This window comes from Ohtaekwangia sp. (assembly GCF_036786105.1).
GTDB lineage: Bacteria > Bacteroidota > Bacteroidia > Cytophagales > Cyclobacteriaceae > Ohtaekwangia.
The window spans coordinates 28,235-45,185 of record NZ_DAIQRQ010000044.1 but is presented as its reverse complement, the minus strand read 5'-3'; the positions used below and the strand labels follow the sequence as shown (position 1 = coordinate 45,185).

Annotated in this window: 14 protein-coding genes; 8 read left to right on the top strand and 6 right to left on the bottom strand. The window is 45.5% G+C overall.

Annotation, left to right across the window (positions count from 1 at the left end; translation table 11 throughout):
• Both V7Q33_RS16645 and V7Q33_RS16640 read right to left on the bottom strand, forming a co-directional pair.
• Positions 1-1,082, bottom strand: a 1,082-nt coding sequence (locus V7Q33_RS16645) for a trypsin-like peptidase domain-containing protein (protein ID WP_333820541.1), incomplete at its 3' end; no start/stop codon positions are given.
• Positions 1,079-1,645: an RNA polymerase sigma factor gene (locus V7Q33_RS16640; RefSeq protein ID WP_331979582.1), complete on the bottom strand. Its 567-nt coding sequence runs from the start codon at positions 1,643-1,645 to the stop codon at positions 1,079-1,081. The genes V7Q33_RS16645 and V7Q33_RS16640, both read right to left, overlap by 4 nt.
• Positions 1,646-1,763: 118 nt before the next feature.
• Here V7Q33_RS16640 and V7Q33_RS16635 point away from each other — a divergent pair, with 118 nt between their 5' ends.
• Entirely contained in the window at positions 1,764-1,961 is a 198-nt protein-coding gene (locus tag V7Q33_RS16635; RefSeq protein ID WP_331979580.1) for a hypothetical protein, read from the top strand.
• Positions 1,962-2,212: 251 nt separating this feature from the next.
• Positions 2,213-3,070, top strand: a complete 858-nt coding sequence (locus V7Q33_RS16630) for a DUF4349 domain-containing protein (RefSeq protein ID WP_333820540.1) — start codon at positions 2,213-2,215, stop codon at positions 3,068-3,070.
• 99 nt (positions 3,071-3,169) lie between these two features.
• Here V7Q33_RS16630 and V7Q33_RS16625 read toward each other — a convergent pair whose 3' ends face one another.
• Complete coding sequence (locus V7Q33_RS16625) at positions 3,170-3,559, bottom strand: hypothetical protein (RefSeq protein ID WP_331979576.1); 390 nt, start codon at positions 3,557-3,559, stop codon at positions 3,170-3,172.
• Positions 3,560-3,818: 259 nt separating this feature from the next.
• Here V7Q33_RS16625 and V7Q33_RS16620 point away from each other — a divergent pair, with 259 nt between their 5' ends.
• The 3 genes from V7Q33_RS16620 to V7Q33_RS16610 all read left to right on the top strand — a co-directional run bounded on the left by V7Q33_RS16620 (position 3,819) and on the right by V7Q33_RS16610 (position 8,852).
• Entirely contained in the window at positions 3,819-6,338 is a 2,520-nt protein-coding gene (locus V7Q33_RS16620) for a zinc-dependent metalloprotease (protein WP_333820539.1), read from the top strand.
• Positions 6,339-6,466: 128 nt separating this feature from the next.
• Positions 6,467-7,954, top strand: coding sequence for a baeRF7 domain-containing protein (locus V7Q33_RS16615; RefSeq protein ID WP_331979572.1), 1,488 nt, complete (start codon positions 6,467-6,469; stop codon positions 7,952-7,954).
• 28 nt (positions 7,955-7,982) lie between these two features.
• Positions 7,983-8,852 (top strand): SDR family oxidoreductase, encoded by an 870-nt coding sequence (locus tag V7Q33_RS16610; protein ID WP_331979571.1) that lies wholly within the window; start codon positions 7,983-7,985, stop codon positions 8,850-8,852.
• A gap of 75 nt (positions 8,853-8,927) precedes the next feature.
• On the opposite strand, the gene V7Q33_RS16605 is transcribed toward V7Q33_RS16610, so the two are convergent.
• Genes V7Q33_RS16605 through V7Q33_RS16595 form a run of 3 tightly spaced genes read right to left on the bottom strand, consistent with a single transcriptional unit; the run spans position 8,928 to position 10,910 of the window.
• On the bottom strand, positions 8,928-9,605 hold the full coding sequence (locus V7Q33_RS16605) for a pirin family protein (protein ID WP_333820538.1): 678 nt from the start codon (positions 9,603-9,605) through the stop codon (positions 8,928-8,930).
• Entirely contained in the window at positions 9,602-10,177 is a 576-nt protein-coding gene (locus V7Q33_RS16600; protein ID WP_333820537.1) for a hypothetical protein, read from the bottom strand. The genes V7Q33_RS16605 and V7Q33_RS16600 overlap by 4 nt, the downstream gene beginning before the upstream one ends.
• A gap of 43 nt (positions 10,178-10,220) precedes the next feature.
• Positions 10,221-10,910, bottom strand: a complete 690-nt coding sequence (locus V7Q33_RS16595) for a dioxygenase family protein (protein WP_333820536.1) — start codon at positions 10,908-10,910, stop codon at positions 10,221-10,223.
• Between the two features lie 584 nt (positions 10,911-11,494).
• Between V7Q33_RS16595 and V7Q33_RS16590 the strand changes: the two genes are divergently transcribed.
• The 3 genes from V7Q33_RS16590 to V7Q33_RS16580 all read left to right on the top strand — a co-directional run.
• Entirely contained in the window at positions 11,495-14,959 is a 3,465-nt protein-coding gene (locus V7Q33_RS16590; protein WP_331979563.1) for a response regulator, read from the top strand.
• Between the two features lie 5 nt (positions 14,960-14,964).
• Positions 14,965-15,786: a CheR family methyltransferase gene (locus V7Q33_RS16585; protein WP_331979561.1), complete on the top strand. Its 822-nt coding sequence runs from the start codon at positions 14,965-14,967 to the stop codon at positions 15,784-15,786.
• 1 nt (position 15,787) lies between these two features.
• Positions 15,788-16,951 (top strand): sensor histidine kinase (locus V7Q33_RS16580; protein ID WP_333820535.1); only part of this gene is annotated, 1,164 nt, incomplete at its 3' end.

Below are 16,951 nucleotides of genomic sequence, written 5' to 3'. Positions count from 1 at the left end.
TACACCTGCACCATAAACACATAATCTCTCCAGCGTTTCACCTGCTGCACACGGTTGGAATTTTTGAGGGTGTTGTATTTCGGGAGTATCAAAGGTCTTTCGAGTGTATCGAGGGCTGCAGCGGTAATTACATCCGAAATGACAGACGATTTAATCGCGAACGCTGCACTCGTTGTTTCGGTTTGTATACCACTGATGATGCCGACCAGGTCACCACTCTCGTTAAACAATGGTCCACCACTGTTACCAGGATTTACTGGTACCGAAACCTGGTATGCATTGGGATTCTGACTAAAGCCTGTGGAAGCGCTGATCGATCCTTCGCCAAACACAATGTCTTCCCGCGGAAAGCCAAGTGTAAATACGCGTTCTCCCAGGTTTGCTTCTCCCTTCACAATGGTATAGGGCAGTGTGCGCGTCACGCTGGTAACCGAGTCGTGTTCGATGCGCAATACCGCTATATCGTTAGCCTGATCTCGCAACACAACTGCTACTTTCTGGCGGCCAAATTTCTCATTTTCAATAAATATAGAGTCTGCTTCTTTTACAACGTGATAGCTGGTGGCTACATATCCATTGGCGGAGATCAGAAATCCGGTGCCCGCATATTTTCCGGGAATGGGTTTGGAGCGGTCTTTCGTTTCCGCTATGTCTTCCATCATTATTTTTTGTGAGCGCTTGATCTGATCAACGTTTCTGCGCAGCTCTTTATAGATAGCGGTTTGTTTTGTTTCCAGCGAGCGCGTCATCCACAGTGTTCCGAGTATACTCAAGAATGCCACAGATGCCGCTACAGCCGTCATCGGCCAGTATTTCTTCCAGCCGGTAGACGGCATGGCCACTACCGGTACCGTTGCATCGGCGGCTTCGATCTCCTGATGTGTCTGTTCGAGTATTTCTTTCAGTTGATTGCGATGGCCGTAAAACTTCATGGCATCGCGAAATACCCGGTGTTGCTCTGCCTTGCGGCGAAACTCCGGGTCGTGCTGTAATTTATATTCTACGGACGCAGCTTCCTCCGGTGATAATCTGCCGGAAGCATAGTTGTCCAGTAATTCGTAGAGAGATTGTTCGGGATTCATGAGGGGTCTTCTTTATACGTTGCAAAAAATAATTTCTTCAAGCGCTGCAGGCATTTATATTTTTGGTTCTTCGCATTATCGGCATTGGTATAGCCGAACTTAGTGCTGATGGCTTCCATCGACAGATCGCGGATATAGAAGTCTTCGAGTATGCTGCGGCAAGGTTCACCCAGGCCACTGAGGGATTCGCGCATACGCTCGAACTTCATTTCGTTCTCTTCAACTGTTTCCATCTCCTCTTCAATACCGAGAAAAGTTTCCGTTTCCTCGATATTGCCGTGGTATCGCTTCTTCTCGCCCAATCGCTTCAGCCACAATCTTCTGCACACCGCGTAGAGGTATGTGCTGATCTTGCAGGTGAGCACAAAACCCTCTTGCTGCACTCTTTCGTAAAACGCGATTACGGCCTCCTGGTAAACATCTTTGGCTTCCTGCTCCGTGCCGTTATTAGACCGGATCAGGTTCAGCACCATCGGATAATGCGATTTGTAGAGCTCCCGGAGCGCCACTTCATTTTTATTTCTGATTTCTGCTACAATCAGCTCGTCAAAGTAATACGCCACGTTATAAGGTCGATTTTATACAAAAGTGCTGCGAAGGTAACCCAAAGAAAAATATGTTTTACCGTGGGTGACCTTTGGAAAATTCCAGTATGAAGGGAAATTTTTAAACCAATAAGTCATGAAAAACACAGTTAAACTTGCTCTTGCAGCTTTAGTTTTCTCATTTGTAGTTGCTTGTCAGCCTAAGAAAACAGAAGAGTCTTCTTCAACTACAGCTGATTCTGCTGCCGTAGAAGCTGCTCCTGTTGATAGCGCTGCTACAACTCCTGTTGATAGCACTGCGACAGCACCTGCTGATTCAACAGCTCATCATTAAGAAACCAAGAGGCTGACTGGCAAAAACTGGTCAGCCTTTCTCATTCTCTCATTTCTGACCTCGGCCCTCAGAAATCACTTTCCGCGCGGATGTACACCGGAGTCTCACTCCCAAATTTCTCTTCCTTCTAAAAGTATTTACACAGTAGTCTGCTACAAATGAATGGCACGTAAGGCGTGTTTACCGGTAGCACTTTGCCGCGTCATTCCCTAATTATCTCTTTCTCTCAACCATTTAAAAATTCTTCTGATATGAAAAACATAGTATATGTCTTTCTGGTATTGTCATGCCTTGTCATGAGCTGTGGCGCTAAAAAATTGGCCGAAGCTGATGTCGCTGCCGATTCAATAGATGCAACCGATGTGCTCACCAAAGCACAACTCGCCTCCGCTCCCAATCCTCCTTCCGATCTTTACACAAGCGGCAAGCTAAAGATTATCAAAGACGTGCATTATCGCTTTGAAGTTGACAACGTAAAGAAGTCAACCGAGAATATAGAAAACGCTATCCGAAAGTATCCCGCCTACATTTCATCGTCTAACTTACGATTGGATAATCCCATCCTGGAAAACAAGATCACTATTCGTGTGCAGAGTGAATATTTCGCTGACCTGTTAAAGGATATAGACCTGGAAGCTAAGTTTGTTAACTTCCGTGATGTAAAGACAGACGATGTATCCAAAGAATTTGTTGATCTCGAATCACGCCTGCGCACCAAACGCGAAGTAGAGCAACGCTATATGGATATTCTGCGGGCGAAAGCCGGCACCATTGAAGAACTGATGCAAGCCGAACAACAGATCGGTCAGCTTCACGAAGAGATTGAAGCTACCGTGAGTCGCATCAATTATTTGAAAGACCAGGTGAGTTATAGTACGATCGAACTGGAATTTTATCAGACTATCTCGCAGGAAATCACTTCGGCAGATGCTGTTACACTGCTCGATCGTCTTCACAACGCACTGGGTACAGGCCTGGAAGGTTTGGAAGTTATTGTAATAGCACTCGCCTATATATGGCCGATATTACTTGCTGCCGGCATCACTGTCATTTACCTCCGATTCATTCGCAGGCGAATAAACAAAGTGCAGCCGAATATTCCGGCCTAACCTGCGGGTGCAAAGTATAGCATCCTGAAATAAAAAAGCCGACAGGTATACCTGCCGGCTTTTTTATCGACTTCATTTTAAATCCAGAACGACTTTTCATTACGGTTTTGTTGAACCGCTGCTGCCTGGATCCTGAATTCTCTTACCACTTCTGTCGAAGTAATAGTTCTTGGTTTCATCACCTGAACCCACACGAACAAGGTATCCATTGTTGGTCTTGTTACGATACACCTGACCGCTTTCCCAGCCGGTATATTCAGAACCTTTCAATGTTGTGCGCAATGAAGATGGTACTTCATTCGACTTGATCATGGTGTAATCCTTCTGATTATACTGATCAGATGGTTGTGTTTGTGATGAGCTCTGTGATGGCTGCGTTACAGATGGTTGTTGTGTTGCAGGCTGGCTGGTACGAGTTGAATCCTGAGCATTCACTGCCGCAATGCCTATCATAAACACTCCGGCAAAAAATAACATTACTTTTTTCATAGCACTGAAATAATTAGTTAAAAATTAATAATTGTTTTTATACACCATTTTAAAAACAAAACTGTGCCCGATTATCCAATAATAGCCAACAGCTGCGTTTAGCATGTATTGAGGAATATACTGTACACCTTTTTTCAGCAATTGTAGGAAAATGCGTCAGTTTAGTTTTTTCGATGTATGTGTTTAAAAAGCAGATCAACCTGAGAACCTCTTTCCACGCAAATAAGTTATATTCGCTATCGTAAATCCATGTATAGTCATGCGAAAAATTCTCATTCTCATACTTGGTTTCTGTTCATCTGTTCTGGCAGTTGCCCAAAATCCGGTACAAAGTCCAGCCGTTATTACACCAGACACGGCTATATCTCCGCTGGCGAATCAGCTCTTGCTGCAAGACACCATTCGCAGAGATACTGTCGAAACTCCGTCTTCAGTTCCTGCCGGAAACACGCAGCTCACCGCACCTAGCAAATATTATAGCATCATTAAGCCGAATGCCATCACACGAAAAGGTGTATTCACCGTGCATAAAGTAGATGACAAATATTATTTTGAAATACCCGATAGTTTGCTGGGCCGCGACCTGCTGGTAGTAAGTCGCATTGCGCAAGGTGCAGCGGGTGTGCGCCAGGAATATATCGGGTATGCAGGCGATCAGATCGGTAACACCATTATTCGTTTTGAAAAAGGACCATCGCATAAATTGTTTTTAAGACGCATTACCTACCAGGAAAATGCGGGCGACAGTACCAACTCCATGTTTAACGCAGTAATCCGTTCTAACCTGCAACCCCTGGTAGCGGCGTTTGGTATTGGAGCCTATTCACCGGGAGGCAAAGGAAGCGTTATTGAAGTAACCGATTATATTAACGGCAGCAACGATATACTTTTTTTCAACGCAGCCTCACGCAAAACCATGCACATCGGCGAATTGCTGTCTAACATGTGCTACATCAAAGACATTAACTCATATCCCGTCAACCTGGAAATACGCACCATTAAAACATATAGCGAATCCACGAGCGACAATACGATTACACTCGAACTGAACACATCGCTTGTGCTGCTTCCGAAGAAACCGATGCGAAAACGTTTTGCCGATCGCAGGGTAGGCTACTTTGCTGAGCGCTACACCGACTATGATGCCAATCCGCAAGGTGTAAAGATCATTAACTACATCAAGCGATGGCGCCTGGAACCCAGGCCGGAAGACATGGCCAAGTATAAACGAGGCGAACTCGTGGAACCGCAGAAACCCATTGTATACTATATTGATCCGGCCACGCCAAAAAAATGGGTACCTTATTTAAAGCAAGGCATAGAAGACTGGCAGGTAGCATTTGAAAAGGCTGGATTTAAAAATGCTATTCTGGCCCGTGAGGCGCCTAGCCCGGACGTTGATCCGGACTGGAGCCTGGAAGACTCTCGACACTCAGCTATTGTATATAAACCTTCATCTATCGCAAATGCAGCCGGCCCGATTGTAACCGATCCGCGCAGTGGTGAAATACTGGAGAGTCATATTAACTGGTATCACAACCTGATGTCGATACTGCACGACTGGTATATGGTGCAATGTGGTGCCAGTGACCCCCGCGCGCAGAAAATGAAATTTGATGATGATCTGATGGGTGAATTGATACGTTCAGTTGCCTCACATGAAGTTGGTCACTCGCTCGGCCTTACGCACAACTTTGGTGCTAGTGCTACCGTGCCTGTTGAAAAGTTGCGGGATCGTGAATGGCTGGAAAAAAATGGGCATACACCTTCTATTATGGATTACTCACGCTTCAATTATGTAGCACAGCCGCAAGACAGCGTAACGGAGCGCGGGCTCATTGCCCGTATCGGTAAATATGACTTATGGGCAATTGAGTATGGATACCGGTATTACCCGGATATACCTTCGTCTGAGAATGAGATTCCCTTTCTGAATGGAGCGATTGTAGAAAAAATGAAAGACCAGCAGCTCTGGTATGCATCTGAATTTTCAACCGATGATCCGCGCGTACAAACCGAAGATCTTGGCGATAACGCGATGAAAGCCGGAGAGTACGGTATAAAAAACCTGCAGCGCATCGTACCCCGACTCAACGCGTGGACGTATGTGCCCAATGAAGGCTATAAGAATCTGAACCAGATGTATAATGGTGTTATCAACCAATATAATAACTATCTCAATCACGTTACCGCTTATATCGGCGGCACGTATGAAACCATCAAGTCGAGCGAACAGATTGGGCCTGTATATCGCGTGGTGCCCGTAACGCTTCAGCGTGAAGCTATAAATTTTCTAAACAAGAATATATTTCAGCCACCGCTGTGGTTACTCGACACGGTAATCCTGGCACGCGTGGGGCAAAGCGCTACGCAGATTATCGGGCAATCGCAGGAAATGGTGCTGAACAGTTTATTGAGCTACAGCACGCTGACTAAACTGGCAGAAACAGAAGCCATGTACGACACAAAAGCGTATCGTCTCATTAATTATCTTGACGATCTCGATCAGGCTATGTGGACGGAGCTGGCCACCTATAGCACCGTAGGTGTATACCGCCGGTATTTGCAACGGTATTATGTCGATAAGATGATAGAACTCTCGAAGAACAGCACCGCATTATCAGATGCAGACGCATTGATCAAAAATAAACTGAACGATATACAGCTGCGACTGCGAAGAGCTATTCCGAAAACCAAAGATGCCATGACGGTTTTTCACCTGAAATATCTTGACGATCGAATTGAAAAGAGCCGTTACAAAACAACAGGGCAGCAATAGCCGATAAATTTCTGCACTTCCGCAAAATGTAGAAAACAACTACCACCCTATCGGGCGCTCACTTCCCCATTTCGTATATGTGCAGCGGTATAATAATTTACCCTGCGCTGTAAAAAACACTACGGATTATGGGAAAAGACAGAGAAGGAAAATTCCATCCATCAAAAGGAAAGCCATCTGGGTTGGGTAAGGAGAACAGTGTTGAATTACATTTAAAAGAAGATGGTGCACTGGATCAATACCTTGAGACCGCCGAAAAATATACCGATGGTCCGGAAGAGATGCCTGCCAATGTACGCGTGCGACATCCTAATCGCAATGTAGATAAGCATACGGAAAATGCAACGGAAGGCAGGTCTGCCAGAACATATAGCAGACCGGCTTCCAAAAAAGCGGAGTCGTCATTTACCTCCTATGAAAACGGCAGTAGCGGCACCGATACAACGGCAGGGCTGGAGCATTCGGGTACGCTTACCAGGTCGCTGTTCGAGCAACTGGCCAATCACCAGGCAGATATATACATTACTGCCTACCTGCACACGCATCCGTCAGGCGTTGAAGTGAACGAGAAACAGGATCTTATTGCGTTTAAAAATATACTGCAGCAAACTATGGCGCAGCTTCGCCAGGTGGGTATAGATGAAACCTCTGCGGCTCGCATGCTAGCCCCCGGTTATGAGCTTTTGAAGAATGATACCTTCTGGCAAACACAATCGCAGGGACTTGCTGTTTTCATTTCGAACGATCTGTTTCAGTACATAAAATTACCCATCGCACCGCCGGAAGCGTTGCTCATGGGGCCATCGTTCTTCCTCCATCCGCTTATTCCGCTGATAACCGCCCGCGAATATTTTTACCTGCTTGTAATCAGTAAAAAACAGTCCAAAATATTCAGGGTAGACCAATTCAACATACAACATATACCTGTACCTGAATTACCCAGAGGTATAGATGATGTGGTACACTTTGAAGAAAAAGACGACCAGAATTTATGGCGCACGGGCAGCAGCGGTGCCGGAGGCGGAGCCAATTACCACGGTGTAGGTGCCGGCAAACCTGACGAAAAGGAAAACATCGCCTTATATCTGGAAGAAGTAGATGAAACGCTGTGGGAAAATTTACTGAACAAGGAAAATGTACCCCTGCTTCTTGCAGGCGTTGATTACCTGTTGCCTATATATCGTTCTATTGCGGGCTACAAGAATATTTGTTCTGAAAATCTTACCGGCAGTTACGAGCATGAAGATATACACACGCTTCACCAGCGCGCGCTGGAAGTGATGACTCCGTATTTCAACGAGCGACATCAAAAGGCACTGGCCAGCTATGCCAATCAATCTGCTACCGATCTTACATCCTCTATACCGGCAGATGTTATACCGGCTGCTTACTACGGACGTGTGGCTCACTTGTTCGTTCAGCAAAATGAACATATCTGGGGAACGTTTGATGAAATGGCTAACAAGCTTACCATTCATGACACGCAACAGCCGGGCGATGAATGTCTGCTGAACAAAGCCGTTATCAAAACAATACTCACCGGAGGCGAAGTGCATATTCTTGAAAAAGAGAAGATGCCTGCCGACAGCAGCATTGCTGCACAGTTCCGATATTAAACATATATACTTATATAAATAAAATACTATGGAAACAACCATGATCAAAAATCCACCACCGGTAAAGCCGCAGCACCAGGAACGGCAACCCGGTATTGAACAGGAAATGACACCGCGCCCTATCTACGATTCAGACGATGAAGGCTACGGACGCCTGAAAGGCAAGGTGGCGATTATTACCGGGGGCGATTCGGGCATTGGTCGCGCAGTAGCTATACAATTTGCAAAAGAAGGCGCTGATGTTGCCATTGCATACCTCGATGAGCATGAGGATGCAGAAGAAACTGCCGCTGCCATACGCAAGTACGGAAAAGAGGCGTTGCTCATTCCCACAGACGTTTCGCAGGAGGTTAACTGCAAAAATATTGTGGACCTTACACTCGAACGCTTCAAGCGTATCGATATACTCGTAAACAACGCAGCGGTGCAATATGAACAACAGAATGTAGAATCTATATCGGCAGAACAATGGGAGTATACCTTCCGGGTAAATATATTCGCCTACTTCTATATGGTTAAATATACCGTGCCACATTTACAGGAAGGTTCCAGCATTATTAATACTGCATCGGTAACAGCGTATAAGGGAAATCAGACATTGATGGATTACTCTTCTACCAAAGGCGCTATTGTAGCGTTTACCCGCAGTCTTTCACAATCGCTGGTTGAAAAGGGAATTCGTGTGAACGCTGTTGCTCCCGGCCCGGTGTGGACACCGCTGATTCCGGCATCATTCAACGATGAAAAGGTTGAAAAGTTCGGAAAGGATACACCGCTTGGCCGTCCGGCACAACCTGTTGAAATTGCACCATCGTATGTGTTCCTTGCTTCGAAGGAGGGTTCCTTTTTTAGCGGGCAGGTATTGCACCCCAACGGTGGGTCTGTTATCAACACATAGTTATATATAATATACTTCCTTAAACCAAAAGGCACAGCCATTACGGTTGTGCCTTTGTATTTCCTATCTAAAAATCTATAGTTTGACTTGTAGCAGGAGTATAATGGCATCATTGGAAAGCGCCTCGTATTCAACCTCCGACACATGCCACAACGCAAGTCCATCGCGGGGATGCAATAACCGGTTTTGTACTTCAAATGCTCCTTCAAGCACAAAAACAAACACACCGCTGTCAGCGGCATCTTTCACGAACAACACATCTTCTCCCCTGCCCTTATACTTTCCAATAGAAGCGAAAGCAGGAAGAAACGGTATACGATTTCCGTGTTGTGCATCGAGATCAAATTCAACTATACCAGACGGGCCGTCGGTATCCGGCACTGATAACCGTATCTGCAAAAAATTGATCAACTCTTCCTGATAAGGATTTGTGATGTCCAATCGCGTTTGCTTCGGCAGAGAGATAACTGCTACCTGTCCTGGTTCTATAGCGCCTGTAGCAGTCTCCGCGCTATAATTCAAAGTACCTACAACAGGCATCAATAATACACACGAATGTTCCTCGCTATATTTCGAAACCGTGCAACCGCCCTTCAAAGTATCGTCATTAAACTCTCTCAGATTACCAAAGGGCTTTCGGCTCTCTTCAAAATATACTCCGGAGTTGAATGTATGATAACTGCGGAACCAGTCTTGCTGTGTGCAACCGCGTTTGTCAGACAGATATATAGTAGCTTTTGTTTGTGTAATCATACCGCTTCGTTTACTGCAGGGATTATAGTTTCGCGTGCTTCAATATGCTGCACAGGCTGAACCAACGGTTGAAATGAACTGATGCGCAGGTTCGGCCCCATCGCCAGCATATCGGTTTCAATCATTGTACCGTTGTTACAAGCCTCACGCTGATCGCCTTCGGCAAACAACACCTGGTTTCCTATTGTATCGAACCAGGTGAGCGGTTCGCTGAAAAAATGAATCGCCACTTTATGATGTCCTTTTTCTTTTACGTGAGAATGTACGATCTCGAAGCGAAAATTCCTGAACAACAGGCAAAGCTTGCCCGATGCATTCATAATGTCCGGAATGCGTCCGTTCAGTTGCCGCAGGTATCCTATCGCCGCAGTGCTCACCAGGTAATGTAACTGATCGGCCTTCGCGTTATGCTCCAATATCTCCCGAAATGTATGATATTGTTTTTGTTGATCGAAGAATTGCGCCTGCATGAAGAACTCGCGATACGTATCTTCAAAGAGAAGCTTCTCCCACGTACCACCCGAAGTTGCATCGATGATCTTGGTATAACAAATACGGATCAGACCTTTCATAGATTTCCAAACCTAAACATGAAACGAATGTTACGAGATATATTTAAGCACTTACTACAATGGTATGTGTAAGCACGTAACCATCGGTAGTGTTTCCGGTAACTGTTGCCAGCTCATTTGCCACAGAATCAGAGAATACGCTATCCGTAGCATTATAAGTATCCTGCTTTCCTTTAGTATAATACTGGGTGGCGGTAGTATATACCTGATCCGTTACATCAGAAGGGAAAGCAATTTGTGTTACCAGTAAGGATGTACCGGCGGCATTGTATACATGCACGTGAATATGGGGTGCCCGTGATGAGTACCAGCCGGGAAATATAGAAGTAAATCCTACAAGACCACTGCTGTCGGTTACCTGACGACCACGCAAAAAATGCACGGAAGTATAATCCACTGTCTGCATCGATGTGCCTCCGTATTCAGAGTAGTATCCGTCTTTATCACAATGCCATATATCTACAATGGCGCCCTGTAGCGCAGCACAACTGTTGTTTTTATTTTGAATCGTGATCTTGATTGTAAAGGGTAACCCGGTTCTGTCAGAACGAATATCGACCATCTCCAGGGTAGAAGGATTTTTCGTAGGAAAAGGGCCTGCTGTCTCCGATGAGGTGGATGTGCAGCTGTCAGAATTTGCAGACGGATCATCATCTTTACTGCAAGCCTGGTGCAACAAAGGCAGCACTAAACTTCCTAGTCCGAGGCTTTTCAAAAATTGTTTGCGTTGCATAGGGAGACATGGTTTAGTTATACGTTAAAACAATGTTAAATCACAGGCTAATCGAACTTGAAGGGGCAAACGGATCGCACACCCCGGGGATGCTGAAACTATCCGTTCTAAAAACTGTTTGAAGGAGCTTTTGCGCCATAATCCGTGTTAACAGGAATTAATTGGCAGTATAACGGTTTGGTAATTGAATTCTTCTGATATAACATTGATTTGAGGTAAATACAACATTTATCAAGGTGAGCCGCACATCCATTACAGCGGTGTACATCCGCGTTTTAACGGACGGTCTGTTTTCGCAAAAAATCATTCCCTGGTTCATTTCCCCTTGTGAAGTATCGTAGTGACATTGTAATACAGCGTAAGTTCATGTTAATCGCAATATTCTCCCCTGCAGTAAACCTAAAACAATACCGCAACGGCAACGGCACTGTTTTTTACTTGATGTTTAATATCCTTTGCTGTATATTTAATGAAGTCCCTAACCCTTGGCGGGCAGTTAGCATTACGAATCGGGATTCCGGATTGAAGCGTTGCCGTTGTGTTAACTGATTAACTATTTTTTTAACCGGAACCTGGTATACATCATGAAATTAACACTTGACCGGAAGATTCTTATCGGCTTTGTTCTATGCTCATCCATATTGCTCGCAGTAGCCGTAATCTCCTTCAACAACAGCGAAAAGTTTGTTAACACAAACAAATGGGTTAACCACACGCGCGAAGTGCTATATGAGTTCGACCAGATTCTGGTTGCTACACTGGAAGCACAAAATGGCGGCCGCGGATATACCCTGTTGGGCGATGACGATTATCTCACCACGTTTTACAATTCACGTTCCGGGCTTCCACAACATTTTAAGCGAATAAAGGAGCTTACGTCCGACAATCCTGTTCAACGAAACAACGTTGAACGACTTGAACGTATTTCGCTCGAGCATATTAAAACACTGGAGCAATATATAGCGCTTCGCAAAGTAAATAAAACTCAGGCAGAACAAATGCTCCGCTCGGGAGAAACCAAGCAACAGGTAGACGAGATCAGAGCCATACTCGACACCTGCCGAAGTAGAGAACGCCAGCTACTCATGGTACGCGAGGCAAAGAGCGAACAGGACGGCCGTGACTTTAATATGGTGTTTATTATTCTGATTGTAGTGATTGCCGCTGTGCTGTTGATCGTATATTTACTCATCACCGCCAATCTCAGTGCCCTGCGAAGAGCAGAAACAGAAGCCGCAGTACGAAACTGGAGCCTGCAAGGCAATCGCGACCTTGTTAAAAGTATACAGGGCAACCAGCGGCCCAAAGAGCTCGCAAATATTATTATCCATCACCTCACCGCTTATCTCCAGGCTGATATGGGTGTAATATACTTTGTAGATGAACATTCGCATACTCTTTCGCCTGCCGGCAGCTTCTCGGTAGACGAGCGCACGATAAGCCCGGTCAGGTTTGGTGAAGGCGCGGTGGGTCAGGCCGCTGCTGATAAAAAAATGATTCTTCTGCATGATATTGGTACACACAGCCTTCAGGTGCCAACAGGTTTTGGTACACTGCGTCCTCATAGTATCCTGGTAACACCTTTTATATTCGAAGGAAATGTTATCGGCGTGGTTGAGCTTGGCAGCCTTCGAACCTTTACAGAGCTACACCAACAATATGCACAGCTTGTATCGGATAGTATAGCGATTGCCATTACATCTTCACAGGCGCGTGATAAAGCCAGTGAGCTGCTGGAAGAAACACAACGGCAAGGTGAAGAACTGGAAACACAACAGGAAGAGCTACGCCAGGCGAACGATGCGCTGCAGGCGAAAACAGAGCTATTAGAGCAATCGGAAACGGAGTTAAAGGCACAGCAGGCAGAATTGCAACAGGTCAATGCCGAGCTGGAAGAGAAATCGAACCTGCTGGAAGAGCAGAAAGAAAAGCTGGAAGACGCCAAAGCGAACCTTGAAGCGAAAGCACGGGAAATAGAAACCACCAGCAAGTATAAATCCGAGTTTCTCGCCAATATGTCGCACGAGCTGCGCACACCCCTCAACAGCATTTTGATACTGGCACAACTGCTGGCTGAAAATAAAAACAACCGGTTAGCCGAGAAAGAAATTGAATATGCACGCAACATTCATAATTCGGGCACTGACCTCCTGAATCTGATCAACGAAATACTCGACCTCTCAAAGATCGAATCCGGCAAACTTCAATTGGAGATTGAACATGTACCATTTAAAAATATAGTAAACGATATATCTGCGATGTTTACGGAAGTAGCGCGAAACAAATCGGTAGAATTTCGCATAGATATACCGGACGGGATACGGCAACAGGCTATTGTTACCGACCGCTTGCGGGTAGAGCAGATTCTCAGGAACCTGTTATCCAACGCATTCAAATTTACCAGCACCAATGGATCGGTAACATTGTCTGTATATTATCCTACCGCGGATACAACGTATCGGAATATGAACCTCAATACCATCAATAGCATGATTGCGTTCTCAGTTACTGACACCGGTATTGGTATACCAAAAGACAAACGCGATATCATATTTGAAGCCTTCCAGCAGGCTGATGGTTCCACCAAGCGAAAATACGGCGGCACCGGGTTGGGGCTCTCCATCAGTCGTGAGCTTGCTGCGGCGCTGGGCGGAGAAATCCACCTGGAAAGTGTAGAGGGCAAAGGAAGTACATTTATACTATATCTTCCACTTCACTTCGACAGTTCGTTCAGCTCGTCTGTGGATAAGCAGGTGGAGATACGCGAAAAGGAACCGGAACAGATTTCTGTTACACCTTCCACTATTAAATTCAACAATCACGAACCGGTAAAAGAAAAAAACATAGCAGACGACAAGCTTTCTATTTCGGAAGACGACCGCGTGATCCTCATTATAGAAGACGATGAAAACTTTGCCCGGGTATTACTCGACTTCATTCACGAACGAAACTATAAGGGCATTATCGCTACTCAAGGTAATGCAGGGTTAAGCTATGCGCGGCACTATAAACCAGACGCCATTCTGCTCGACATGAAATTACCGGTAATGGATGGTATAGAAGTTCTGAAACAACTGAAGAAAACTCCGGAGCTGCGCCATATACCGGTACAAATCATTTCATCGTACGATCACCGGGCTGAAGGGCTTCAATTGGGGGCTTTTGATTATATACCCAAGCCGGTAAGTATAAACGATCTTCAAGGGGCTTTTGAGAAGATTGAAAACTTCACCAACCGGAAGCTCAAAAAATTGCTGATTGTGGAAGACAACGAGCAGCAGAATAAAGCGATCGGCGAATTGATCGGCGATAGCGATATCAAATGCTTCTCCGCCTACCGCGGAAGCGATGCTTATGACATGATGCTCCGCGAGTCATTTGACTGCGTGATTGTAGACCTCGGTCTGCCCGACATGAGTGGATTTGATTTACTGGAAAAGATTAAAACAACCGACTCACTTAACTCAACACCCGTGGTAGTATATACTGGTCGTGAGTTGAAGAAAGATGAAAATACGCTGCTGGGTAAATTAGCGAACACGGTGGTGCTCAAAACGGTCGACTCACACGAACGGCTGCTGGACGAAACAACGTTGTTCCTGCACCAGGTAGAATCCAGGTTACCTACCGAGAAACAGCGCATTCTGCGAAAGCTTCACAAATCGGATGAAGTACTCGCAGATAAAAAGATATTACTGGTGGATGACGACATGCGCAATATATACTCGCTTACCAATGCATTGGAAGAGGAAGGACTGCATTGCGTTACGGCTGATAACGGTAAGACAGCATTGGACGTGCTGCGTCAGGATGATTCCATTGACCTGGTGTTAATGGATGTAATGATGCCGGAGATGGATGGTTATGAGGCAACAGAAGAGATACGAAAAATTGAAAGGTTTCGAAATCTTCCCATTATTGCTTTAACTGCAAAGGCGATGAAAGAGGATCGGGAAAAGTGCTTTGCCGTGGGAATGTCAGACTATATTTCCAAACCCGTGAATGTAGAACAATTGCTATCGCTGATGCGCGTGTGGCTATACCGGTAGCATATATGTCGCCCACAATAGACGATACTGAATATAAAGAGCTCCTGGAGTCGATCCGGTTTGTGTATGGCTATGATTTCACAGACTACGCAGTGCCTACGGTAAAACGGAGGATCACACATTTCATGAAAAATCATGATGTAGCAACAGCCGGCCTATTGGCGAGGCTGCTGCTGAAAGACGAGCGGTTCTTTGAAGAATTTGTGCAGGACCTTTCCATTACGGTAACGGAAATGTTTCGCGATCCCTCCTTTTATCAATGCATACGAACCAAGTTAGTAAAGCGACTGGCCACCTACCCGGTGCTGCGCATCTGGATTGCCGGCTGCGCTACCGGACAGGAAGTATATTCGCTGGCTATTTTATTGAAGGAAGAAGGTTTGCTGGAGCGATCGATTATATATGCTACTGACATTAATCAGAAATCGCTGCAGGCTGCCAGGGAAGGTATATATCCGCTGGACAGTATGAAATTATACACCAGCAATTACCTGCGTGCAGGTGGCAAAAAAGCCTTCTCGGAATATTATGTAGCCAAGTATAATTCGGTACTCTTTGAAAAATCGCTGCGCGCGAATGTAGTATTCTCACCGCACAACCTTGCTGCTGACAAGTCTTTCAACGAGTTTCAATTGATTGTTTGCCGCAATGTGCTGATGTACTTTAACCAGCAATTGCAGAACCGCGTGATCAATCTGTTCCATGAAAGCCTCTGCGCTTTTGGATTTCTGGGACTTGGAGACAAAGAGTCGCTTCTCTTTGCTGACAGACGCGTGAACTTTGAAGATATAGACAAACGTGAAAAGATATACATGAAGATCAGCTGACATGAATGAACAAGTCACTATACTGCTGGTAGATGACAAGCCTGCGAATATATTTTCGCTCAGGCAACTGCTGGAAAGACCAGAGCGTACTTTCCTCACCGCTACCAATGGCAACGATGCCTTGAAGATCGCGATCAACAATGCAATCGACCTTATTATACTGGATGTACAAATGCCCGAAATGGACGGCTTTGAAGTAGCACAAACACTCAAGCTGAACAAAAAGACGAAAGATATACCAATCATTTTTGCATCAGCAGAAAAGAAAGAACGACAATCGATCATGAAAGGGTTTGAAGAAGGTGCTGTTGATTACCTGTCGAAACCACTTGATCCGGAACTCACTACTGCAAAAGTATCTGTGCTCCTAAAGATACAATTACAGAAGAAAGAGTTGCTCGAAAAAAATATGTCGTTACAAAAAGCGGAAGAACGCATCAAGGTATTGAACGATGATCTGAGCCGGAACCTTCTTCAACTCAAAGAAGTAAACAAAGAGCTTGAATCCTTTACATATTCTGTTTCTCACGATTTACGTGCTCCGCTGCGCGCACTCCTCGGATTCTCCAATATGTTGGGAGAACAGTACGGTGATACACTCGATGCGGAAGCGCTGCGATTGCTGGGCGTGATTCAGAAGAACGCCACCAAAATGGAATCGCTCATAAACGACCTCCTGCAATTTTCCAAGATGGGCCGCAAAGAGATTATCCGGACGCCCATCAATACCGAATGGCTGGTAAAAAACACCATCGAAGAAATTACTGACTCCATGCAACATAAAGCCGACATAAAAATCGGCACCCTGCTTCCTATACAGGCTGATGCATCCCTGCTGACGCAGGTATGGGTTAATCTGATCTCCAATGCACTGAAGTACTCCGCCAAGAAAGAGAGTCCGGAAGTAGAGATCGGCTCATATCGCGATCAAAACGATATAGTATATTTTGTGAAAGACAACGGTGCCGGCTTTAACATGCAATATGCCGACAAACTCTTCGGCGTTTTTCAACGCCTGCATAGTCCTAAAGAGTTTGAAGGCACGGGCGTAGGGTTAGCCATTGTTCAGCGTATAATAGCCAAACATGGCGGCCGTGTATGGGCTGAAAGCAAAGTAAACGAAGGTGCTACCTTTTACTTTACCCTGCCCAGCGATGTGCCGGAG

Coding starts and splice junctions, on each gene's coding strand:
- V7Q33_RS16635 (WP_331979580.1), top strand. CDS start 1,764: ATGAAAAACACAGTTAAACTTGCTCTTGCAGCTTTAGTTTTCTCATTT.
- V7Q33_RS16630 (WP_333820540.1), top strand. CDS start 2,213: ATGAAAAACATAGTATATGTCTTTCTGGTATTGTCATGCCTTGTCATG.
- V7Q33_RS16625 (WP_331979576.1), bottom strand. CDS start 3,559: ATGAAAAAAGTAATGTTATTTTTTGCCGGAGTGTTTATGATAGGCATT.
- V7Q33_RS16620 (WP_333820539.1), top strand. CDS start 3,819: ATGCGAAAAATTCTCATTCTCATACTTGGTTTCTGTTCATCTGTTCTG.
- V7Q33_RS16615 (WP_331979572.1), top strand. CDS start 6,467: ATGGGAAAAGACAGAGAAGGAAAATTCCATCCATCAAAAGGAAAGCCA.
- V7Q33_RS16610 (WP_331979571.1), top strand. CDS start 7,983: ATGGAAACAACCATGATCAAAAATCCACCACCGGTAAAGCCGCAGCAC.
- V7Q33_RS16605 (WP_333820538.1), bottom strand. CDS start 9,605: ATGATTACACAAACAAAAGCTACTATATATCTGTCTGACAAACGCGGT.
- V7Q33_RS16600 (WP_333820537.1), bottom strand. CDS start 10,177: ATGAAAGGTCTGATCCGTATTTGTTATACCAAGATCATCGATGCAACT.
- V7Q33_RS16595 (WP_333820536.1), bottom strand. CDS start 10,910: ATGCAACGCAAACAATTTTTGAAAAGCCTCGGACTAGGAAGTTTAGTG.
- V7Q33_RS16590 (WP_331979563.1), top strand. CDS start 11,495: ATGAAATTAACACTTGACCGGAAGATTCTTATCGGCTTTGTTCTATGC.
- V7Q33_RS16585 (WP_331979561.1), top strand. CDS start 14,965: ATGTCGCCCACAATAGACGATACTGAATATAAAGAGCTCCTGGAGTCG.